The 19,586-nt window shown below is 66.2% G+C and carries 21 protein-coding genes, 1 tRNA gene and 1 pseudogene; 20 read left to right on the top strand and 3 right to left on the bottom strand.

The window, feature by feature from the left end:
• Positions 1-44 precede the first annotated feature (44 nt).
• From RBB42_RS06660 to RBB42_RS06600, 13 genes are all read left to right on the top strand, one after another.
• Positions 45-929 (top strand): alpha/beta fold hydrolase, encoded by an 885-nt coding sequence (locus tag RBB42_RS06660; RefSeq protein WP_305969283.1) that lies wholly within the window; start codon positions 45-47, stop codon positions 927-929.
• A gap of 67 nt (positions 930-996) precedes the next feature.
• Positions 997-1,938, top strand: coding sequence for an ABC transporter permease (locus RBB42_RS06655; RefSeq protein ID WP_305969284.1), 942 nt, complete (start codon positions 997-999; stop codon positions 1,936-1,938).
• Positions 1,935-2,750, top strand: a complete 816-nt coding sequence (locus tag RBB42_RS06650; protein ID WP_305969285.1) for an ABC transporter permease — start codon at positions 1,935-1,937, stop codon at positions 2,748-2,750. The genes RBB42_RS06655 and RBB42_RS06650 overlap by 4 nt, the downstream gene beginning before the upstream one ends.
• Positions 2,747-4,387: an ABC transporter ATP-binding protein gene (locus RBB42_RS06645; protein ID WP_305969286.1), complete on the top strand. Its 1,641-nt coding sequence runs from the start codon at positions 2,747-2,749 to the stop codon at positions 4,385-4,387. The genes RBB42_RS06650 and RBB42_RS06645 overlap by 4 nt, the downstream gene beginning before the upstream one ends.
• Before the next feature lie 204 nt (positions 4,388-4,591).
• Positions 4,592-5,323 (top strand): SDR family NAD(P)-dependent oxidoreductase, encoded by a 732-nt coding sequence (locus RBB42_RS06640; protein ID WP_305969287.1) that lies wholly within the window; start codon positions 4,592-4,594, stop codon positions 5,321-5,323.
• Positions 5,324-5,334: 11 nt separating this feature from the next.
• Positions 5,335-6,075: a glucose 1-dehydrogenase gene (locus RBB42_RS06635; protein WP_305969288.1), complete on the top strand. Its 741-nt coding sequence runs from the start codon at positions 5,335-5,337 to the stop codon at positions 6,073-6,075.
• A 124-nt stretch (positions 6,076-6,199) separates the two neighbouring features.
• Positions 6,200-6,769 (top strand): hypothetical protein, encoded by a 570-nt coding sequence (locus RBB42_RS06630; RefSeq protein WP_305969289.1) that lies wholly within the window; start codon positions 6,200-6,202, stop codon positions 6,767-6,769.
• Positions 6,766-7,428 carry an ABC transporter ATP-binding protein gene (locus tag RBB42_RS06625; protein WP_305969290.1) on the top strand — a complete coding sequence of 221 codons (663 nt, stop codon included), beginning with the start codon at positions 6,766-6,768 and terminating at the stop codon, positions 7,426-7,428. The genes RBB42_RS06630 and RBB42_RS06625 overlap by 4 nt, the downstream gene beginning before the upstream one ends.
• Positions 7,425-8,579, top strand: a complete 1,155-nt coding sequence (locus tag RBB42_RS06620; RefSeq protein WP_305969291.1) for an ABC transporter permease — start codon at positions 7,425-7,427, stop codon at positions 8,577-8,579. Before RBB42_RS06625 ends, RBB42_RS06620 begins: the two co-directional genes overlap by 4 nt.
• A 37-nt stretch (positions 8,580-8,616) precedes the next feature.
• Positions 8,617-9,381 (top strand): DUF4198 domain-containing protein, encoded by a 765-nt coding sequence (locus tag RBB42_RS06615; protein ID WP_305969292.1) that lies wholly within the window; start codon positions 8,617-8,619, stop codon positions 9,379-9,381.
• A complete protein-coding gene (locus tag RBB42_RS06610) occupies positions 9,378-9,713 on the top strand; it encodes a hypothetical protein (protein WP_305969293.1) in 336 nt (111 codons plus the stop codon). The genes RBB42_RS06615 and RBB42_RS06610 overlap by 4 nt, the downstream gene beginning before the upstream one ends.
• Positions 9,713-10,585 (top strand): metal ABC transporter substrate-binding protein, encoded by an 873-nt coding sequence (locus tag RBB42_RS06605; RefSeq protein WP_305969294.1) that lies wholly within the window; start codon positions 9,713-9,715, stop codon positions 10,583-10,585. Before RBB42_RS06610 ends, RBB42_RS06605 begins: the two co-directional genes overlap by 1 nt.
• Before the next feature lie 332 nt (positions 10,586-10,917).
• Positions 10,918-11,916 (top strand): P1 family peptidase, encoded by a 999-nt coding sequence (locus tag RBB42_RS06600; protein WP_305969295.1) that lies wholly within the window; start codon positions 10,918-10,920, stop codon positions 11,914-11,916.
• An 8-nt stretch (positions 11,917-11,924) separates the two neighbouring features.
• Here RBB42_RS06600 and RBB42_RS06595 read toward each other — a convergent pair whose 3' ends face one another.
• Both RBB42_RS06595 and RBB42_RS06590 read right to left on the bottom strand, forming a co-directional pair.
• Positions 11,925-12,719 carry an SseB family protein gene (locus tag RBB42_RS06595; protein WP_305969296.1) on the bottom strand — a complete coding sequence of 265 codons (795 nt, stop codon included), beginning with the start codon at positions 12,717-12,719 and terminating at the stop codon, positions 11,925-11,927.
• On the bottom strand, positions 12,716-13,297 hold the full coding sequence (locus RBB42_RS06590; RefSeq protein ID WP_305969297.1) for a uracil-DNA glycosylase family protein: 582 nt from the start codon (positions 13,295-13,297) through the stop codon (positions 12,716-12,718). The genes RBB42_RS06595 and RBB42_RS06590 overlap by 4 nt, the downstream gene beginning before the upstream one ends.
• 236 nt (positions 13,298-13,533) lie before the next feature.
• On the opposite strand from RBB42_RS06590, the gene RBB42_RS06585 reads away from it, so the two are divergent.
• From RBB42_RS06585 to RBB42_RS06570, 4 genes are all read left to right on the top strand, one after another.
• Complete coding sequence (locus RBB42_RS06585; protein ID WP_305969298.1) at positions 13,534-13,878, top strand: ArsR/SmtB family transcription factor; 345 nt, start codon at positions 13,534-13,536, stop codon at positions 13,876-13,878.
• Positions 13,871-14,896 (top strand): permease, encoded by a 1,026-nt coding sequence (locus RBB42_RS06580; RefSeq protein ID WP_305969299.1) that lies wholly within the window; start codon positions 13,871-13,873, stop codon positions 14,894-14,896. The genes RBB42_RS06585 and RBB42_RS06580 overlap by 8 nt, the downstream gene beginning before the upstream one ends.
• 149 nt (positions 14,897-15,045) lie before the next feature.
• Complete coding sequence (locus tag RBB42_RS06575) at positions 15,046-15,705, top strand: ABC transporter ATP-binding protein (protein ID WP_305969300.1); 660 nt, start codon at positions 15,046-15,048, stop codon at positions 15,703-15,705.
• A complete protein-coding gene (locus tag RBB42_RS06570) occupies positions 15,683-17,365 on the top strand; it encodes a KpsE/RkpR family capsule polysaccharide export protein (protein WP_305969301.1) in 1,683 nt (560 codons plus the stop codon). The genes RBB42_RS06575 and RBB42_RS06570 overlap by 23 nt, the downstream gene beginning before the upstream one ends.
• A 12-nt stretch (positions 17,366-17,377) precedes the next feature.
• On the opposite strand, the gene RBB42_RS06565 is transcribed toward RBB42_RS06570, so the two are convergent.
• Positions 17,378-18,070 (bottom strand): nitroreductase family protein, encoded by a 693-nt coding sequence (locus RBB42_RS06565; RefSeq protein WP_305969302.1) that lies wholly within the window; start codon positions 18,068-18,070, stop codon positions 17,378-17,380.
• Between the two features lie 158 nt (positions 18,071-18,228).
• Between RBB42_RS06565 and RBB42_RS06560 the strand changes: the two genes are divergently transcribed.
• The 3 genes and pseudogenes from RBB42_RS06560 to RBB42_RS06550 form a co-directional block, all read left to right on the top strand.
• A tRNA-Ser gene (locus tag RBB42_RS06560) sits at positions 18,229-18,318 on the top strand.
• Between the two features lie 411 nt (positions 18,319-18,729).
• Positions 18,730-19,023: a hypothetical protein gene (locus RBB42_RS06555; RefSeq protein WP_306043515.1), complete on the top strand. Its 294-nt coding sequence runs from the start codon at positions 18,730-18,732 to the stop codon at positions 19,021-19,023.
• A gap of 158 nt (positions 19,024-19,181) precedes the next feature.
• Positions 19,182-19,482 (top strand): annotated as a pseudogene (locus RBB42_RS06550) (transposase); the annotation flags it as partial.
• Positions 19,483-19,586 lie beyond the last annotated feature (104 nt).

Below are 19,586 nucleotides of genomic sequence, written 5' to 3'. Positions count from 1 at the left end.
CCCGGCCGGGACGAAATCCTCTGCGTGACAGGAGGCTGAACGCCATGCTCCGCAACGACATCCCCGGATTCACCCCTGCCAGCGCCGAGCTTGACGGCACGCGGATCGCCTATGAACACGGCGGCTCCGGGCCGCCGCTGCTGTTGCTGCACGGTTTTCCCCAGACCCGCGCCATGTGGGCCGAGGTCGCCCCCACCCTCGCCCGAGATTTCACCGTCATCTGCCCCGATCTGCGCGGCTACGGCGAAAGCGACAAGCCCGCAGGCGTCGCCAGCTACAGCTTTCGCAACATGGCCCGCGACCAGCTGGCCCTGATGCAGCACCTCGGCCATGAGAGCTTTCACCTTGTCGGACACGATCGCGGCGCCCGTACCGCGCACCGCCTCGCGCTCGACGCGCCCGAGGCCCTGCGCTCGCTGACGGTCATGGACATCGTGCCCACCCACCACCTGCTGACGGACCTGACCCACGACGTCGCAAGGGGCTATTACCACTGGTTCTTCCTCGCCCAGCCGGAACCGTTCCCGGAAACCCTGATCGCCGCCGACCCAGAGACCTTCTACACCCGCTGCCTGCTGGGCTTCGGCAAGGCGGACCTGTCGGATTTCCCGCCTGCCCAGCTCGATGCCTACCGCGCCGCATGGGCCGATCCAGAGTGCCGCCGCGCGATGAACGACGACTACCGCGCGGCGCTGGACATCGACCTGCAGCATGACACGGACGACCTCGACCGGCGCGTGACCTGCCCAGCGCTGGTGCTCTATGGCGCCGAGGGCGCAATGGCGCGGGCCTACGACGTGCCCGCCACCTGGGCGCCCCGGCTGGATCACATGCGGGCCCGCGCGATCCCCGGCGGGCATTTCTTCGTCGACCAGTCCCCGGCCGAGACGACCGAGGCGTTGCAGGGCTTCCTGTCCACGCCGGACTGATCCCCCGGACCGGCCCGCCGCCTGCAACCCTCTGGACGCCGCCACGGGCCAATCATACGGTGCCCCAATGCTGGCCTATCTCACCCGACGCCTGATCTCGCTGGTCCTCAGCCTCGCCGTCGCATCGGCGGTAATCTTCCTCGTCGTCGAAGTGGCCCCGGGCGATCCGGCCAGCTACATGCTGGGCATCAACGCCCAGCCCGAAACCCTGGCCGCCCTGCGCCAGGAACTGGGCCTCGATCTGCCGAAATGGCAACGCTACCTCGCCTGGACAACCGGCATGCTGAGCGGCGACTTCGGCATGTCCTACACCTACCGCGCCCCGGTCTCCGAAATCATCGGCGAAAGGCTCTGGATCTCGCTGCCGCTGGCGCTTTTCGCGCTGACGCTGGCGGTTCTGCTGGCCTTCCCGGCGGGGCTCATTGCCGCCGCCACCCGCGGCCGCGCACCGGACCTCGGCGTCATGGCCTTCTCGCAACTGGGCGTCGCGATCCCGAACTTCTGGTTCGCCATGCTGCTCGTGCTGGGCTTTGCCATCACCTGGCGCATCTTCCCCTCCGGCGGCTTCCCCGGCTGGGAGGACCCGCTACAGGCCATCCGTGCCCTGACCCTGCCCGCCGTGGCGCTGGCCCTGCCGCAGGCCGCCATCCTTGCCCGCGTCCTGCGCTCCTCGCTCATCGACGCGCTGGGAGAGGACTATATCCGCACCGCCCGCGCCAAGGGGCTGACCCGCACCCAGACGCTCTGGCGGCACGGGGTGCGCAACGCGCTGATCCCGGTGCTGACCATCATCGGGCTGCAATTCTCCTTTCTCATCGCCGGGGGCATCATCATCGAGCAGGTCTTCTACCTCCCGGGCCTCGGGCGCCTGATCTTCCAGGCCATCTCGCAACGCGACCTGATCGTGGTGGAAAGCACCGTCATGCTGCTGGTCTTTGCCGTCATCCTCGTGAACTTCCTCACCGACCTCGCCTATGCGCTGGCCGACCCGAGGCTGCGCCACAGATGAGCCGCAACCTGATCCTCGGCGGTTTGCTCACCGCGCTTTTCCTGGCCGCCGCGGCCCTGTCCTTTGTCTGGACACCGGGCGACGTCACCGCGATGAACATCCCGGGCCGCCTCCGGCCGCCGGGCGGCGCCCACCTGCTGGGCACCGATCACTTCGGCCGCGACATCCTGAGCATGCTCATGGTCGGCGCGCGCACCTCCATCGCCGTGGCGCTGGTGGCCGTGGGCATCGGCCTGACGCTCGGCGTCCCGCTCGGCCTCGCCGCCGCCGCCCACAGGGGCGGTCTCGTGGACGAGCTCATCTCGCGCAGCTCCGACCTGATCTTCGCCTTTCCCAGCCTCGTCATCGCCATCCTGATCACCGCCGTCTTCGGCCCCGGCGCGATCAACGCCATCCTCGCCATCGGCATCTTCAACATCCCCGTCTTCGCCCGGCTCGCACGCGGCGCCGCGCTGTCGCTCTGGACGCGCGAGTTCATCCTCGCCGCCCGTGTCGCGGGCAAGTCCACGCTGCGGATCAGCGCCGAACACATCCTGCCCAACATCGCCAACCTGCTGATCGTGCAAAGCACCATCCAGTTCTCCCTCGGCATCCTCGCCGAGGCCGGCCTCAGCTATGTCGGCCTCGGCGCCCAGCCCCCGGTCCCCTCCTGGGGGCGGATGCTGGCCGATGCCCAGACGCTGGTCTCCCTCGCCCCGCATGTGGCCGTGATCCCGGGCCTCGCGATCGTCTTCATGGTGCTGGGCCTGAACCTGCTGGGCGACGGGCTGCGCGACGCGCTGGACCCGCGGCTGAAGGTCCTGCGCACATGACGGCTTCTTCTCTCGAAAAATACTCCGGGGGAGGCCGCAGGCCGGGGGCAGCGCCCCCCCTTCTCGACATCCACGCCCTCACCGTCGAGATCCAGGGCACGCGAATCCTCGACGCCATCTCGCTGTCGATCGCGCCCGGTGAAATCCTCGCCCTGACCGGCGAATCCGGCTCCGGCAAATCGATGACGGCGCTGGCGGCGATGGGCCTCCTGCCGCAGGGCGCGCGGGCCGCGGGGCGGATCGTGCTGGACGGCACCGATCTGCTGGCGCTGTCGGAACGCAGGCTCTGCGACATCCGGGGCCGCGACATCGGCATGGTCTTCCAGGAACCGATGACCGCGCTCAACCCGGTGCAGAGCATCGGCGCGCAGGTCTCGGAAACCATCCTGCAACACGCCCCCCGCACCTCCCGGGCCGAGGCCCGCACCCGCGCCAGAGAGGCGCTCGCCCGCTGCGGTCTCGACCTGCCGCTGTCACGCTACCCGCACGAACTCTCCGGCGGCCAGCGCCAGCGCGTGGTCATCGCCATGGCCATCGCGCTCAGGCCCCGGCTGCTGATCGCGGACGAACCCACCACCGCGCTCGACGTGACCACCCAGGCACAGATCCTCGAGTTGCTGCAAGACCTCACGAGGACCGAGGGCATGGCACTGATGATGATCACCCATGACCTCGCCGTGGTCGCCGCCATGGCCCATCGCATCGCCGTCATGCAAAAGGGCCGCATCGTCGAAAGCGCTCCCACGCACCAGCTCATCGCCCGTCGCGACCACCCCTATACCCGCGCCCTCTTCGAAGCGTCGGGCCATCAGCCGCACCTGCCACCGCGTCCTGACAGCGGCGCCCTGCTCGAGGCGCAGCGCGTGACCTGCACCTACCCGCTGCCGCGTCCGCATCCCCTTGCCGCCCATCCCCGGTTCACCGCCGTCGACGATGTCAGCTTTGCCATCGGGCGCGGCGAACGCGTCGGCCTCGTCGGCGAATCCGGCTGCGGCAAGTCCACCCTCACCCGCGCCCTGCTGGGATTGACGCCCATCGCCTCGGGGGTCATCACGCTCGACGCCACGCCGGTCTTCACCCATCACCGCCCCAACCCGCAGGTGCGGCGCAAGGTGCAGGTGGTCTTCCAGGACCCCTACGGCAGCTTCAACCCCCGCCACCGGGTCGCGCGGCTGATCTCCGAACCTTTCCACCTGCTGCCCGATCCGCTCCGGGGCAAGGCGCGTGAGGATGCCATCGCCGAGGCGCTCACCGCCGTCGGCTTGTCCCCCGACGACGCGCAGAAACACATCCACGCCTTTTCCGGCGGCCAACGCCAGCGCCTCGCCATCGCCCGCGCGCTCATCATCCGGCCCGAGCTGATCGTCTTCGACGAGGCGGTCTCGGCGCTGGACGTGCGCGTGCGGGCGCAGATCCTCGACCTGATCGCCGGTCTCAGCGCCAGCTACGGGCTGGCCTATCTCTTCATCAGCCACGATCTGTCGGTGGTGCGCGGGATCACCGACCGGGTCATGGTCATGCAGAGGGGCCGCATCGTCGAGCAAGGCCCGACCGGGCGGATCTTCTCCGCGCCGCGGGATCCCTACACCCGAACCCTGCTCGACGCCGCCCCCCGCCTGCCGCACCTTGCCTCCTGACACCCTCACCGGCTGGTCCAGCCGCCCGGCCTGGTCCCCGGAACCTCCGAAAGAAGGCCTACAGGCGCAGCCTGTCCCAAGGGTCGGCGGGCGGGCGTCTTTGCGGCGCCAGCCGCAAACAGAGCCGCCCCGCCGACCGCGCGCAATCCTCTGGACCTCGCCGCAGCAAGCCCGCAACATGCCGCGCAAAAGGGAGGACACTGAATGCGCTTCGAAAACCGCCACGCGGTGGTGACAGGCGGCGCCTCGGGCATCGGCGCGGCCATTTCGCGCCGCCTTGCGGCCGAGGGCGCCATCGTCACGGTCTGGGACATTTCCGCCGACAACCTCGCCGCGATCGAGGGCGAAACCAACATCCGCACCCGCGCGATCGACGTCACCGATCCGCAGGCCGTCACCCGCGCGATGGCAGAGGACCAGACCGCGATGGGCGGGCTCGACACCCTGGTCTGCTCCGCCGGGATCACCGGCCCCAACACCACCGTCATCGAATACCCCACCGAGGCCTGGAAACAGGTGTTCGAGCTCAATACACACGGGCTGTTCTACTGCAACCGCGCCGCCGCCGCGCTGATGCGGCCCGCGGGCTTTGGCCGGATCGTCAACATGGCCTCGGTCGCCGGGAAAGAGGGCAACCCCAACGCCTCGGCCTATTCCGCCTCCAAGGCCGCGGTCATCGGGCTGACGAAATCGCTGGGCAAGGAACTGGCCGACACGCAGATCACCGTCAACGCCATCGCGCCTGCTGCCGTGCGCACCGCGATCTTCGACCAGATGACGGACGAGTTCATCGCCTACATGGAATCGAAAATCCCGATGGGCCGCTTCGGCACCATCGACGAAATTGCCGCGATGGCCTGCTGGCTCGCCTCGTCCGAGGCGAGTTTCACCACCGGGGCGGTCTTCGACCAGTCCGGCGGCCGCGCCACCTACTAGGGAGACCCAGCATGAGACTGCAAGGAAAACGCGCCATCGTCACCGGCGGCGGCTCCGGCTTTGGCGAGGGGATCGTCACCCGGTTCGCCGCCGAGGGCGCGCAGGTGGTGGTGGCCGACATCAACTATGAAAACGCCCGCCGCGTGGCCAAGGAGACCGGCGCCCATCCCCTGCACACCGATGTCGCCGACGGCGCCAGCGTCCGCGCCCTCGTGGCGCTGGCGACCGAACACATGGGCGGCATCGACATCCTGGTGAACAACGCCGGCATCACCCATCTGCCCGCCCCGATGGAAGAGGTCAGCGAAGAGGACTTCGACCGCGTCTTCGCCGTCAACTGCAAGTCCGTCTACCTCGCCGCCCGCGCGCTTGTCCCTGCGCTCAAGGCGCAGGGCTCGGGCGCGATCCTCAACGTGGCCTCCACCGCCGGCGTCTCGCCCCGGCCGAACCTGAACTGGTACAACGCCTCCAAGGGCTGGATGAACACCGCGACCCGGGCCATGGCGGTGGAACTGGCGCCTGCGGGCATCCGTGTCAACGCGCTCAACCCGGTGGCGGGCGAAACGCCCCTGCTCGCCAGTTTCATGGGTGAGGACACGCCAGAGATGCGGGCGAAATTCCTCTCCACCATCCCGCTGGGCCGGTTTTCCACGCCCCGCGACCTCGCCAACGCCGCCCTGTTCCTCTGCTCGGACGAGGCCGACATGATCACCGGCGTCTGCATGGAGGTGGACGGCGGCAGGTGCATCTAAGCGCGCTGCACGGCAAGCAAAGGCATGGCCCTCGATGCAAGGTGAACCTGCCCTGCCCGCCTTGCACGCGATCCGGTCTGCACTATGCTCTTGGCGACAGTTCGGAAGGCGGTGCAGTCGTATCATGTTCAGAAACATCTTGGCCGCGGCGCTGGCGGCGGCCGGCATCGCGATCGGCGTCTGGACCTTCATCGCGCCGGACCGGACGGGCCCCGTCACCGCCGACGGCATGTCGCCGCAGGAATTCTCGCGCGAAAGCCCCCTGTTGCTGCCGGGCATCCTCGCCACGATCTACGAGGCCTTCAGCCAGACCGAAGAGACCGAGATCTACGACCGGCTGGCAAAGGTGGCCACGGGGCCGGCGCTGGAACAGCTCTACCTCGAACGGGTCGGGGCAATGGCCGGGGGCGGCCTGAACCCGGACCAGGAAATCCACGAGGTCTCGCTACTGGGCATGAGCGCGCGCCGAAACGGCGACATGGTCGAGATCACCGCCAGGTGGCGCGTCCTTGGCGTGGTCGGCCATGCCGAGCACATGCACATGCGCGGCAACGCCTACGCCGCCGATCTCACGATGGCCGCCGACCAGGGCGCCTGGAAGATCACCGGCTTCTCGCTGACAGAGGTCGACCGCAGCGACGCGGGCACGCTCGAACGCAACGCCGACGCGCCTCCCCCGGGAGACGGCAGTTGATCGCCGCCCGCGACCTGTCCTTTGCCTATCCCGGCGGCGGCTTTGCCCTGAAGGTGCCCACGCTGGACGTGGCGCCGTGCGAACGGGTCGGCGTGATCGGTCCCAGCGGCACCGGCAAGACGACGCTGCTGAACCTCGTGGCCGGGATGGTCCGGGCGGACGCCGGCGCATTGACCGTCGCCGACACCGATCTGGCGACGCTGGACGACGCCGCGCGCCGCCGGTTCCGGGCGACGCATGTGGGCTTCATCTTTCAGAATTTCGCGCTGGTCGACTACCTGAACGCCTACGAGAACATCCTCTATCCCTATCGCGTCGGCCTCGGGCTGCGGCTCGATGCGCAGGTCAGGGAACGGGCCCGCGCCCTGGCAGAGGCCTGCGGAATCGCGCATCGCCTGAAAAGCCATCCCGCCGCGCTGTCGGGGGGCGAGCAGCAGCGCGTGGCCATCTGCCGGGCGCTGGTCACGCAACCGAAACTGATCCTCGCGGACGAGGCCACCGGCAACCTCGACCCGGAAACCAAGGAAGCCATCCTCGACCTGCTGTTCGACCGGGCCTCTGACATGCAGGCAACCGTCGTCGCGGTGACACATGACCACGACCTCTTGCCCCGGTTCGACCGGGTGATCGATTTCGCATCGCTGAGACGACCCGCATGAACGCGCTTTTCCTGGCCTTCGCCCACCTGCGCTGGACATGGGCGCGCAGTCTGCTGCTCGTCGTCGTAGGCGCGCTGATCCTCTCGGTCCCGCTGGTGACGCAGGTCCTCTTGCGCGGCTCCGAAGAGGCGCTGACCCGCCGGGCCGAGGTCACGCCGCTGGTGCTGGGCGCGCGCGGCAGCCAGCTCGACCTGGTGATGGGCGCGGTCTATTTCTCGCAGGACCGCGCCCAGCCCGTCACCCGCGCCGCCGAGGACGCGGTCTGGGACAGCGGGCTGGCCCTGCCGATCCCGCTGCACACCGCCTTCCAGACCAATGGCGCCCGGATCGTGGGCACCTCGCTCGACTACTTCGACTTTCGCGGCCTGCAGATCGCCGAGGGGCGCCAGATGGCCCTCCTGGGCGAGGCGGTGCTGGGCGCGCAGGTGGCGGACCGGCTCGGCCTCGGCCCCGGCGACACCGTCGTCTCGGCGCCGGAAAACCTCTTCGACCTCGACGGGGTCTATCCGCTGGAACTGCAGATCACCGGCGTGCTGGCCGCCACCGGCACGCCCGACGACGAGGCCGTCTTTACCGACGTCAAGACCACCTGGATCATCGCCGGCATCGGTCACGGGCATGATGACGTGGTGACACCGGACGCCGCGGGCAATGTCACCGCCAATGCCGCCATCACCCAGTTCCAGCGCATCACGCCCGAGAACATCGACAGCTTTCATTTCCACGGCGCCTCTGGTGACTACCCGCTCTCCGCCGTGCTGGTCGCCCCCTACGACACGCGCTCGGGCACGATCCTGCGCGGGCGCTATCTCGACCCGGAAAACCCGCTGCAGATGACCGTCCCGGCAGAGGTGGTCGCGGGACTGGTCGACCGGATCTTCCGGATCGCGGCGCTCCTGGACGCGGTCACCCTGGTGATCGGGATCGCCGCGCTTGGCGCCATCGGCCTGTCGCTCTTCCTGGCGTGGAGCCTGCGCGCGCCCGAGATCGAAACCGCCCGGCGGCTCGGCGCGGGCCGTTTCATGATCCTGCGATTGGCCTTCGCGGAAATTGCCCTACTGTTGATCCTGTCGGCAGGGATTGCCGCGGGGCTTGTCACGCTCGTCACGATGAACGGCGACAGCCTTGTTGCCTGGATCCTTGCACTTTGAGTAGCCATTTGACCTGACCTGTAACGGAGACATTCCGATGAAGACACTGATGACCGCCGCGGCCCTTGCCGCCTTCGCCACGACGGCAACGGCCCACTACGGCATGATCATCCCCTCCGACAACATGGTCAGCCAGGAAGACGGGCGCAGCATCGACCTGACGCTCTCCTTCTCGCATCCGTTCGAGGGCGTGGGCATGGTGCTGGAGATGCCCGAGGCCTTTACCGTGACACACGGCGGCGAGACGACCGACCTGCTGGACACGTTGGAGGACACGCAGGTCATGGACCACGCCGGCTTTGCCACCGAATACCGGCTGGAACGTCCGGGCACGCATGTCTTTGCCCTGACGCCCCAACCCTACTGGGAACCCGAGGAAGACGCCTTCATCACCCATTTCACCAAGACCTACGTCTCGGCCTATGGCGACGATGAAGGCTGGGACGCTGAACTGGGCCTCAAGACAGAGATCGTGCCGCTGTCCAAGCCCTTTGCCCTGTGGGAAGGCAACCTGTTCCAGGGCATCGTCAAGCTCGACGGCGAACCCGTGCCCTATGCAGAGGTCGAGGTCGAATACTACAACGAGGACGGCAGCGCCGTCGCGCCCTCGGACCTGATGATCACCCAGACGATCAAAGCCGACGCCGATGGCGTCTTCAGCTATGCCGTGCCGACCGCCGGATGGTGGGGCTTTGCCGCGCTGAACACCGCCGCAGAGCCGATGCAGCATGACGGTGAGGACAAGGCCCACGAACTGGGCGCGGTGATCTGGGTCCACTTCGAACCCTGGGCCACGGAATGATCCGCGCCCTCGCCTTTGCCCTGGTTGTCGCCGCCCTGCCCGTCGCGGCGCATGACCTGCGGGTCTTTGCCTCTGTCTCGGGGCAGACCGTGACGGTGGAATCCACCTTTTCATCCGGCCGCACCCCCACAGGGGGCGCGGTGCGCGTGCTGGATGCCGACAACGTCCTGCTGATGACGCTGGAGATCGGCGCCGAGGGCAAGACGCAGTTCACCCTGCCAGAGGGCACGGCGAACACCGGCCTGATGATCGAGGTCGAGGTCAACGAGGGCCATTCCGATTACTGGATGCTGACACCGGACGACATCGCCTACGGTCAGGGAACGAACTGATGCTCAAACCTCTTGCCTTTGCGCTGGCCGTTCTGGCCGGCGCCGCCAGCGCTCAGGACCGGCCGGTGGTGGCCACCGTGAACTACCCCTTGGCCTGGATGGCGGAACGGCTGGGCGGCGATGCGATCGAGGTGCTGTTCCCGGTCCCCGAGGGGCGCGACCCGTCCTTCTGGCGGCCCGGCCTGTCCGACATCGCGGCGATCCAGCAGGCGGATCTGATCGCGCTCAACGGGGCCGGGTTCGCGGCATGGACGACGCGCGCCTCGCTGCCGCGCTCGCGGCTCATCGATACCTCCTCGGACCTGTCCGGGGCCTTCATCGCCACGCAATCCGTGACCCACAGCCACGGCGAGGATGGTGAACATTCGCACACCGGCACCGCCAGCTATACCTGGCTCGATTTCGAACTGGCAGCCGGACAGGCGCAGGCATTGGCGGCCGCCATGCAACGCCGGATGCCCGACCTGAGCGATCAGGTGGCGGAAACCCTGCCCGCGCTGCTGGCCGATCTGGACGCCCTCGACAGCCATGCGCGCGAGGCCCTCGCGGCGCTGCAAGGCACGACGATCATCGCGACCCACCCCCGCTACCAGTATTTCGCCCGGGCCTACGGTCTCGATATCGCCGCGCTCGAATGGGAGGCCGGCGCCATGCCGGGCGAGGCGCAGTGGCAGGACCTTCAGAACATGGTGACGGACACCGGCGCCGCCCTCCTGATCTGGGAGGCCGAACCGCCCCGGGAGGCCAGGGACCGCGCCGCCGAGATGGGTCTTGCCTCCGTCATCTTCGCGCCACTCGCGTCGCGGCCCGCCAGCGGGGATTTTGTCTCTGTCATGCGGGCGCAGGTCACGGATCTGGCCGGGCGCCCCTGAGCGCACCGGCCCCCGCCTCACCGGCCTTAACCTTTTCGGACGCAACGTCACCTTCGTGACCGGACCAAAGCGCGAAGGGTTTTGTACGTTTTGCTGAAAACGCCGTACGTTTTGTACAAAACGTACGGAACAGGCTGCCCTGCCTCTCTGTTTCCAGCCGTGTCCGGACCGGGCATGACCACAACATCTTGTGCCGTGTTGCGGCGCGCACGCCGTGTTAACCCCCTCGCCCGCCGCCGTCACCGGATCTTCATCGGTCGCGGCCAAGGCCCCTTGCGATTCTGCGGAGGGACCCGGATGCTGCGCGCAAATTCCCGAGACCAAGGCCAGCCATGCGACCCGGAAACCGTAACCTGATCACCGACGTGCCCGGCCTTCTGGTCGGCAATGCCGAGGACGAAACGCTCCGGTCGGGCACCACGGTCCTGACTTCGGACAGCCCGTTCACCGCCTCGGTTTCGGTCATGGGCGGGGCGCCCGGGACACGCGAAACCGACCTGCTGGCGCCGGACAAAACGGTCGAGGCCGTGCATGCGCTGGTGCTGTCCGGCGGCAGCGCCTTCGGGCTTGCCGCGGCACAGGGCGTGATGGACGCACTGCATGAAAAAGGCAAGGGATTCAGCATCTTCTCGGCACGCGTGCCAATCGTCCCGGCGGCCATCCTCTTCGACCTGCTGAACGGCGGCGACAAGGCTTGGGCCGACAATCCCTATCCCGCGCTGGGTCGGCGGGCGCTGACCTCGGCGGCCGCGGACTTCGCCCTGGGCACCGCTGGTGCGGGCACCGGCGCGCAGACGGCGCAGCACAAGGGCGGGCTGGGCTCTGCCAGCCTCGTGCTGGACGACGGCATCACGGTGGGCGCGCTGGTCGCCGCCAACCCGATGGGCAGCGTGACCACCCCCTCCGGGCGCCATTTCTGGGCGGCCCCTTTCGAAATCGGGGCAGAGTTCGGCGGCCTCGGCGTGGACCCGTCTCCAGGCCTCGCCCTCCCCCCCAGCCGCAAACTCGGCGCAATGGCCGCCCAGGGCAACACGACCATCGCGATCGTGGCCACCGACGCCGCGCTGAGCAAGGCACAGTGCCACCGCGTCGCCGTTGCGGCCCATGACGGGATCGCGCGGGCGATACTGCCGGCGCATTCACCGATGGACGGGGACCTTGTTTTTGCAGCCGCTACAGGCGCACGGCCCTTGGACGATCCGGGCACGCAAGGAACGATGATCGGCCATGCGGCCAGCCTGTGCCTGTCCCGCGCCATCGCCCGCGCGATCTGGGAAGCGCAGCCCCGCCAAGGGGATACCCTGCCGACGCTGAGGTCCGACCTGGCCTGACCGGAAGATCAGCGCAGGATCGGCGGCTTTTCCGGATCGGCTCCGGGGGCCAGACGCTCGACCCTCTTTGGTTCCTGAGCCTCTGGCAGGTCAAAGCGCAGCGCGACGCGGGCAAGATCGGCAGTCAGTCGGTCGCTGTCCGACAGAAAGGTGACGTCCAGCGCCCCCGCCTCCAACCCCGAGAAGACCAGCGCCTCGTTGATGGCCCCGGCCAGCGCGGCTTCGGCGCCCGCAACGGCGCCGGTGATCCCCAGAAGGTGCCCCCGCGTCCCGTCGTCATAGATCACCTCGGCGAGGTAGGCCTTGCGGGCAAGCCCGGCGCCGGTGGCCAGACGCGCATCCAGCGCCGTCACCAGCGCCTCTGGCACGCGCGGGGCGCGGAACTCGGCGGGGCGCGCCTCGGCCTGTTGCGGGCCGTGACCCAGAGTTTCCGCCAGCCAGGCCAGTGCCTCGGGCGGCAGCAGGTACTGCGAAGGGGCGACCTCGAGGTTCAGGGCCAGGCCGATCCCCTGCCCCGCCAGCATCGCGGCCAGCGCCCGGCCGGACAGTGCCGCGTAGGGAACGGCCCGCCCGGCAAAACCGGACAGCCGTTCCTCCCGGTCGAACCCCAGGACGAAGCGCGCGTCGCCCAGTTCGAAGATCTCGGGAGAGATCTCCTGCCCCTGCGGTTCGGCGGCAAGCATCAGGTACAGTTCGGTCGTGGCCAGCCGGTCGTAGTAACGCAGGCGCAGAGCGTCATCATCCGGCGCGGCCTCCATCGCCGCATGGGCGCGGTCCAGTTCGGTCAGGGTCTCTTCGCTCATGCCAGCACCTCCGCGACACGGGTCCGCAGGACGGGCAGCAGCTCGGCCTCGAACCAGGGATTGCGTTTCAACCATGCGGTATTGCGCCACGAGGGATGCGGCAAGGGCAGTGCCGCGGGCGAAAAGTCGCGCCAGCAGGCAACGGTCTCTGTCACCCCGCCTTTGACACCCAGATGCCATTTCTGGGCATAGCCGCCGACGAGGACGGTCAGCCGGACATCGGGCAATGCATCGATAACCTGTTGCCGCCAGGTGCGGGCACAGATCGGCGGCGGCGGCAGGTCCGAGCCCTTGCGGTAGCCGGGAAAGCAGAAGGCCATGGGCACGATGGCCACGCGGGTCTCGTCGTAGAAGGTCTCGGCGTCGACGCCCAGCCAGTCGCGCAGACGGTCTCCGGAGGGATCGGTAAACGGCAAGCCCGAGTGATGGACCTTCATTCCCGGGGCCTGACCCGCGATGAGCAACCGGGCCGAGGGCCGGGCCCGCAGGACCGGGCGCGGCGCATGTTCCGTCTCGGTGGCGGCGAAACGCTCGGCGCAGAGACGGCAGGCGCGAATGTCGGCAAGCAGTTGATGCATTGCGCAAGTCTAATGCGCCGATGCGTCGAGGTCACGCCGGGAGGGGGCGCTGCCTCCTCGGCCTTCGGCCTCTCCCCGGGAGGTATTTTCGGCCCAAAGAAACACAAGCGGCCGGGAGTACGCTCCTCCGGAGCTGCCGCAATTTCCGGCAACGCTGGCGCCTTGACCAGCACTCATTTCGAAGGTTGTCGAAATTTGACTTGCGAAAGCGCCTTCAGTTCGACATTTTTAGAATTATGAAAATGACCGATTCTCTTCCCCTGACCGTCGAAACGGCGGCCTCCAAGTTCGCCGCGCTCGGGTCCGAACAGCGCCTTCAGGTTCTGCACACGCTGGTGCGGGCCGGGCACGACGGGCTCAGCATCGGCGCACTGGGTGAACGTACCGGGATCACCGGATCAACACTCACCCATCACCTGAAAATCCTCTCTGCCGCCGGGCTCGTTACCCAGGCGCGGCAGGGACGCTCGATCATCTGCGCCGCCGCCGACTATTCCGAGGTCGAGGCGCTGTCGGACTACCTGCTGCGCCAGTGCTGCGCGGATGCCTCGATCTGCCACAAGGACATCGACAATGGCTGATACGTCAACAACGGCCACACGCCGCCTGCCGCCCGTTTCCAAGGCCTGGCTGGCCAGTGCCGTGCTTCTGGCTCTCGTCGCGCTGATCGACTGGCCCCAGTTCTGGCCGACGGTGACTTTCACCGCGGGGGCCCTTGGCCATACCGCGCCGTTCATCCTCTTTGCCGTGCTGGCGGTCGCCTATCTCAAGGCCACCGGGGCCGAAACGCTGCTGGCGAGGGCCTTTGAGGGGCGCGAAGTCCGGATGATTTTCCTGGCCGCGCTGCTGGGGGGCATGTCGCCTTTCTGTTCCTGCGAAGTGATCCCCTTCATCGCGGCGCTGCTGGCGGTGGGCGCCCCCTTGTCGGCGGTCATGGCCTTCTGGCTGGCCTCGCCGCTGATGGATCCGGCCATGTTCCTCATCACCGCGGGCACGCTTGGCTGGGACTTCGCCGTGGCCAAGACCGTCGCTGCCGTCGGCCTGGGCCTTTTGGGCGGGTTCGGGACCAAGACCCTGGCCGATAGCCCGGTCTTCCGCGCCCCACTGCGCGAAAAACCGCAGGTGGGCGGCTGCTGCGGCGTCAAGAAACCCTTTCAGGGCAAGCCCGTCTGGGCCTTCTGGCAAGAGAGCGAACGCACCGCCACCTTCCGCGATACGGCATTTGAGAACGCCCTGTTCCTGCTGAAATGGCTGACATTGGCCTATGTCATCGAGGCGTTGATGATCCACTACGTGCCCGCCGAAATGATCGCCGGCGTGCTGGGTGGCACCGGGTTCATGCCGGTCCTGCTGGGCGCATTGGTCGGGGCGCCGGCCTATCTGAACGGCTATGCCGCTGTGCCGCTGGTCGATGCGCTGCTGGCGCAGGGCATGGCACCGGGCGCGGCGATGAGCTTTGTCGTCGCCGGTGGTGTCAGCTGCATCCCTGCGGCCATCGCGGTCTGGGCGCTCGTCAAACCCCGCGTATTCTTGGCCTACTTCGTCTACGCGTTGCTGGGGGCACTGATCGCAGGCATGACCTGGGGTCTCGTCGCCTGAACCTCATGGAGAATTGTTGACTTGCCGGGTCCCTGCACGGGGCCCGGTTTGTTTTTGTTTCGCGCCAGCGCCATAATGTGAACAAATTGTCTACCAAGTTGGCGCATACACCAGATCATTAGGGATCCGAGCGTAGTCAGGGCACCCAGATGTTAGAGTTCGACATGGTCAGCAAGTCCTTCTGGACGGGCGCCCAGCGCAAGGTGATTCTTGACCGGGTGTCGTTCCGCGTTGACCTGGGTGAATCCCTTGGCATCCTCGCCCCCAACGGCACCGGCAAATCCACCGTCATCAAGATGATGGCAGGACTGGAAAAACCGGATGAGGGCGAAATCCGGCGTGGTTGCCGTGTCTCGTTTCCACTGGGCTTCATGGGCGGCGTCGTGTCCAAGATCTCGGCCAGGGAAAACGCCCGGTTCATCGCCAAGCTCTACGGGATTGATCCCGACTACGTCGAATCCTTCTGCCGTTGGCTTTGCGATCTGAAGGAGTATTTCGACCAGCCCATCGGCACATATTCGTCCGGTATGAGGGCCCGGTTCACCTTTGCCCTGATGCTGGCGCTGGATTTCGACATGTACCTGATCGACGAGGGCATGCCCAATTCCACCGACGCCGCGTTCAACAAGCGCGCTGGCGACATCCTGGCCGAAAGGCTGCGGACGACGACGATCGTAATCGTCAGTCACCAACCAAAGGTGCTGGAGAAATTTGCCCGCAAGGCGGCTGTCCTGATGGACGGCAAGATGTACATGTTCGACACCCTGGAAGAAGCGAAACGGCTGTATGACTATGAAACCGAAGGCTAAGAAGTTCCGCATTCGGCGTTCACCGGCCGCTGCCGCCCAACCAGGCGAGGGTGCCGAGACCGATCGTACCGCGCCGGCAGAAACACCTGCCCCAAAGCCGCCCGAGTCCGGGGGCAACCGGCCCGCAGCGGGACGACCGCAGTTCTCGAACACCGAGACTTCCGCAAAGGCCCGCAGTGACGAGGTCGCCGCTTCCCGCCAGGTCGCGGGTGAGACGGACATCGACTCGATCCGCGCCGAGGGGCTGACCGCGCGTCAATTGCGCATGGCCCGCCGTGTCGCCAACAAGCACGGGTTTGAGGCGACATCGGATTTCGACGCCGTGCGTCTGTTGCGCCAACGTGGGATCGACCCGTTCCAGCGCACCAACATGCTGGAACTTGTGAAGGCCGACCCCGACAACAGGCCCGCCGCGCCGCAGCCATCGAAACCGGAACCCAAGGTGCAACTGCCCCAGACCATCAAGATGGAAAAGGCGCAACTGCCTTCGACGGAAACCATCAGCCCGGCAGAGCGCCGCGCCACCGAAATACGGCAGATCCAGCGCGAACTGGCGGCACGACGCCGCAAGAAGATGATGCTGCTCATGGTGCGGCTTGCGGCCTTTGTCCTGCTCCCCACCCTCGTCGCCGGCTATTACTTCTATGCCGTTGCGACCCCGATGTATTCGACCAAGTCGGAATTCCTGATCCTCAAGGCCGAAAGCTCGGGCGGGGCGATGGGGTCGCTTTTCTCGGGCACCCAATTCGCCACCAATCAGGACGCTATCGCCGTGCAATCCTACCTGACCTCCAAGGATGCCATGCTGCGCCTGGATCGGGACGAAGGGTTCAAGTCGCATTTCACTCAAGGGTTCATCGACCCGATCCAGCGGTTGGAACCGGAGCCCACCAACGAAGAGGCCTATGCCTTGTACAAACGTCACGTCCAGATCGGCTATGATCCGACCGAGGGTGTGATCAAGATGGAAGTCATGGCCGCCGACCCGCAGGTCGCCGCCGATTTTTCCAGCGCGCTGATCGGTTATGCGGAGGAACGGGTGGACAACCTTTCGCTGCGCAAACGATCCAACGCGGTCAAGGACGCAGAGGAAGGTTTGGCCGATGCCGAAGCCGCCCGCCGCGACGCTCAGGAAAAGCTGGTCCGCATGCAACAGGAAGGCAACGTCATCGACCCCGAGGGCCGGATTGCCGCGTTGCGCTCACAGATCAATACCTACGAGCTGCAACTGCAGGAGAAACAACTGCAACTGCAGGCTCTACTGGATAACAGCCGTCCGAATTCCGCCAAGGTCGAAGGTGCCCAGGGCGACATTCGCCGCCTTGAGGCGCTGCTGGACCGGCTCAACCTCGAGATGACGACGGCCACAACGGGAAAGGACTCTCTGGCCGAGGTGGCCGTGCAGATCAAGCTGGCAGAAGCAGATCTCTCGACCCGCGACCTGATGCTGCAAACCGCGCTGGAACGCTTGGAACAGGCCCGCCGCGACGCCGACAGCCAGGCCCGCTACCTGACCACATCGGTGGTTCCCGTACCTTCGGAGGACCCGAGCTACCCCCGCAAGTTCGAGAACACGATGCTGGCCTTCCTGATCTTCGGCGGCATCTACCTGATGATCTCGCTGACCGCCTCGATCCTGCGTGAACAAGTCGCAAGCTGAGGCACCTGCCGCCTACTCGACCACGGTCAGGATCTCGTCCAGGGGTTTCTTGATCTTGGCCACGGCGGGGACCTTTGCCCCGGGCGCCGGATGCCCCGCAGCGATAATCATCACCGGCTTTTCCGAATCCGGCCGCCCAAGCAGCGCGTTCAGGAACCGCATCGGGTTTGGCGTGTGGGTCAGGGACACCAGCCCGGCATGGTGCAAGGCCGCCAGCAGAAAGCCGGTAGAAATGCCGACGCTTTCGGGCACGTAATAGTTCTTGAACCGCGTGCCATCGTCGAACCGCCCATAGCGCTGGGCAAAGACCACAATCAGCCAAGGCGCGATCTCAAGGTGCGGCTTTTCCGGCCCCGTTCCGATCGGTTCCAACGCCCGCAGCCATTCATCCCCCGCCGCCCCGTCGTAAAAGCTGCGCTCTTCTTCCTCTGCCGCGGCACGGATGCGCGACTTCACCCCCGAATTCGAGATCGCCACGAAGTGCCACGGTTGGTGGTTGGCCCCCGAGGGCGCCGATCCCGCCGTCCGGATACAGTTTTCGATGACCGCCCTTGGCACCGAACGGTCAGAGAACTCTCGCACCGAATGCCTCTGTTTCATCCGGTCATGGAAATCGGCCGCCGCCCGGACCATTTCCTCATCCGGCATCGAAACCCGGTCGGGCAGATCCACCGCCTCGTATTTCAACTGCTTGCGCGCGAACATCCCCGCCCTCCTTGCATTTCACCACACAGAGTGCGGTGCACGTGCTCATACATGCAAGCCTGACGCGGGGGCGTAGGTTACCGTGCCGACAAATGACAGGGAGAGAAGGTCGGAATGCCTCTTGCAGCCGACGCGCAGTCCTTGCTAAACGGGTCGACGGAGAGGTGGCCGAGTGGTCGAAGGCGCACGCCTGGAAAGTGTGTAGGCGGGAAACCGTCTCGAGGGTTCGAATCCCTTCCTCTCCGCCAAAAACCGGCGCAACCACCTGATAATACGTAGAGTTTTAAAGCTCTCCTCCTGCGCCTCACCCTCCTTCCCACCATCAAAATCAGCATGCGGTACAGCCACTTGCGACCGCGAGTATTTCGACTTGCGTTGTGAATGTTGTATTCACGTTCACAACGGAGATCACGGGGATGCAGGTTCAAAAAAATGGCACTTTTAGCAACTGAGCGCAAAAGACGACAACTGGAACGGCAACGCGAAGAGGAGCGTCGCCAGGAGGACTGCACATACCGGTACCTCCGAATACCCTTCTTCGAACACCTCGACGATCACGAGGACTTCAGTGTGCGCGAATCAACTTCGAACTTATGGGGATCGAGATGCCGGTCTTTGAGGATGACAGAGGTCCTGAAGCCTTTGCATTCGAAGAAGCAATGGGCGACGGTGACCGTGACGAGATGTTCCAGGGGGCACGCGGATCCATCGGGCGCGCCGAGAACATGATCGATAACCTGCTGTTCGCAGCGGTCGAACTCGCTTTGGTAGTTAACCGATTCAAGAAAGAAGAGCTTCAGGCCCGCCTTCGGGAAATCGAGAACGCCGATCTCGCGGACCCCGCCGCGCGCAAGGCGGCTCTCGCGGACGTGGCGCATATCTCGGCAGTGCTGGCGGAACTTGACAAGAACGTCCGCTGGACACTCCCCAAGTGGCGCGTCAAGGGCGTCTGACGACCCGGCACCCACCGAAACAAGACAATGATCTCGCGAGCGCCGCCCCTCCCGGGCGGCGAACAGATGATGTTTGCCCGAAAGCACAGGACTGACCTGCCCCCGCGAAATCCCTCACCGTAATGTAGAGTCTGCGCCAACTTTGAAGGAGCAGACAAATGCGAAAGAGCCGTTTCACCGAGGCGCAAATCATCGGGATGATCAAGGAAAAGGGTTCAAGCGTGAAGCGATTGATCCAGTGGATCAATCGTAGCGCCGAACGGAATGCCGACTGCGGAGGTGTGCCGTAGGCACGGGCTGAGCACGGCGACGTTCTACAAACTGAAGGCCAAGTATGGCGGCATGGAGGTGTCCGAGGCGGCCAGGCTGAAGGCCCTCGAGGACGAGAACGTCAAGCTCAAGCGCCTGTTGGCCGATACCATGTTGGACAACGTCGTCTTGAAGGACCTACTGGGAAAGAGCTAACGGTGAGCCATTGCGCGCCACTGATGGTGTGGATGGCTCCACCAGCGGCTTCGCGTTGTGCCAAGGTGGGTCTGTGAAAGCCCGCACCTGAGAGGAGC

It is taken from the genome of Mameliella sp. MMSF_3455, assembly GCF_030733205.1.
In the GTDB taxonomy this organism is placed as follows: Bacteria; Pseudomonadota; Alphaproteobacteria; order Rhodobacterales; family Rhodobacteraceae; genus Antarctobacter.
The sequence above is the reverse complement of the archived record's forward strand: the minus strand, read 5'-3'. Positions and strand labels throughout refer to the sequence as shown.

What these genes read in the sequence shown, in the direction of transcription:
- RBB42_RS06660 (WP_305969283.1), top strand. Translation starts at nt 45, where the DNA reads ATGCTCCGCAACGACATCCCCGGATTCACCCCTGCCAGCGCCGAGCTT.
- RBB42_RS06655 (WP_305969284.1), top strand. Translation starts at nt 997, where the DNA reads ATGCTGGCCTATCTCACCCGACGCCTGATCTCGCTGGTCCTCAGCCTC.
- RBB42_RS06650 (WP_305969285.1), top strand. Translation starts at nt 1,935, where the DNA reads ATGAGCCGCAACCTGATCCTCGGCGGTTTGCTCACCGCGCTTTTCCTG.
- RBB42_RS06645 (WP_305969286.1), top strand. Translation starts at nt 2,747, where the DNA reads ATGACGGCTTCTTCTCTCGAAAAATACTCCGGGGGAGGCCGCAGGCCG.
- RBB42_RS06640 (WP_305969287.1), top strand. Translation starts at nt 4,592, where the DNA reads ATGCGCTTCGAAAACCGCCACGCGGTGGTGACAGGCGGCGCCTCGGGC.
- RBB42_RS06635 (WP_305969288.1), top strand. Translation starts at nt 5,335, where the DNA reads ATGAGACTGCAAGGAAAACGCGCCATCGTCACCGGCGGCGGCTCCGGC.
- RBB42_RS06630 (WP_305969289.1), top strand. Translation starts at nt 6,200, where the DNA reads ATGTTCAGAAACATCTTGGCCGCGGCGCTGGCGGCGGCCGGCATCGCG.
- RBB42_RS06620 (WP_305969291.1), top strand. Translation starts at nt 7,425, where the DNA reads ATGAACGCGCTTTTCCTGGCCTTCGCCCACCTGCGCTGGACATGGGCG.
- RBB42_RS06615 (WP_305969292.1), top strand. Translation starts at nt 8,617, where the DNA reads ATGAAGACACTGATGACCGCCGCGGCCCTTGCCGCCTTCGCCACGACG.
- RBB42_RS06610 (WP_305969293.1), top strand. Translation starts at nt 9,378, where the DNA reads ATGATCCGCGCCCTCGCCTTTGCCCTGGTTGTCGCCGCCCTGCCCGTC.
- RBB42_RS06605 (WP_305969294.1), top strand. Translation starts at nt 9,713, where the DNA reads ATGCTCAAACCTCTTGCCTTTGCGCTGGCCGTTCTGGCCGGCGCCGCC.
- RBB42_RS06600 (WP_305969295.1), top strand. Translation starts at nt 10,918, where the DNA reads ATGCGACCCGGAAACCGTAACCTGATCACCGACGTGCCCGGCCTTCTG.
- RBB42_RS06595 (WP_305969296.1), bottom strand. Translation starts at nt 12,719, where the DNA reads ATGAGCGAAGAGACCCTGACCGAACTGGACCGCGCCCATGCGGCGATG.
- RBB42_RS06590 (WP_305969297.1), bottom strand. Translation starts at nt 13,297, where the DNA reads ATGCATCAACTGCTTGCCGACATTCGCGCCTGCCGTCTCTGCGCCGAG.
- RBB42_RS06585 (WP_305969298.1), top strand. Translation starts at nt 13,534, where the DNA reads ATGAAAATGACCGATTCTCTTCCCCTGACCGTCGAAACGGCGGCCTCC.
- RBB42_RS06580 (WP_305969299.1), top strand. Translation starts at nt 13,871, where the DNA reads ATGGCTGATACGTCAACAACGGCCACACGCCGCCTGCCGCCCGTTTCC.
- RBB42_RS06575 (WP_305969300.1), top strand. Translation starts at nt 15,046, where the DNA reads ATGTTAGAGTTCGACATGGTCAGCAAGTCCTTCTGGACGGGCGCCCAG.
- RBB42_RS06570 (WP_305969301.1), top strand. Translation starts at nt 15,683, where the DNA reads ATGACTATGAAACCGAAGGCTAAGAAGTTCCGCATTCGGCGTTCACCG.
- RBB42_RS06565 (WP_305969302.1), bottom strand. Translation starts at nt 18,070, where the DNA reads ATGTTCGCGCGCAAGCAGTTGAAATACGAGGCGGTGGATCTGCCCGAC.
- RBB42_RS06555 (WP_306043515.1), top strand. Translation starts at nt 18,730, where the DNA reads ATGGGCGACGGTGACCGTGACGAGATGTTCCAGGGGGCACGCGGATCC.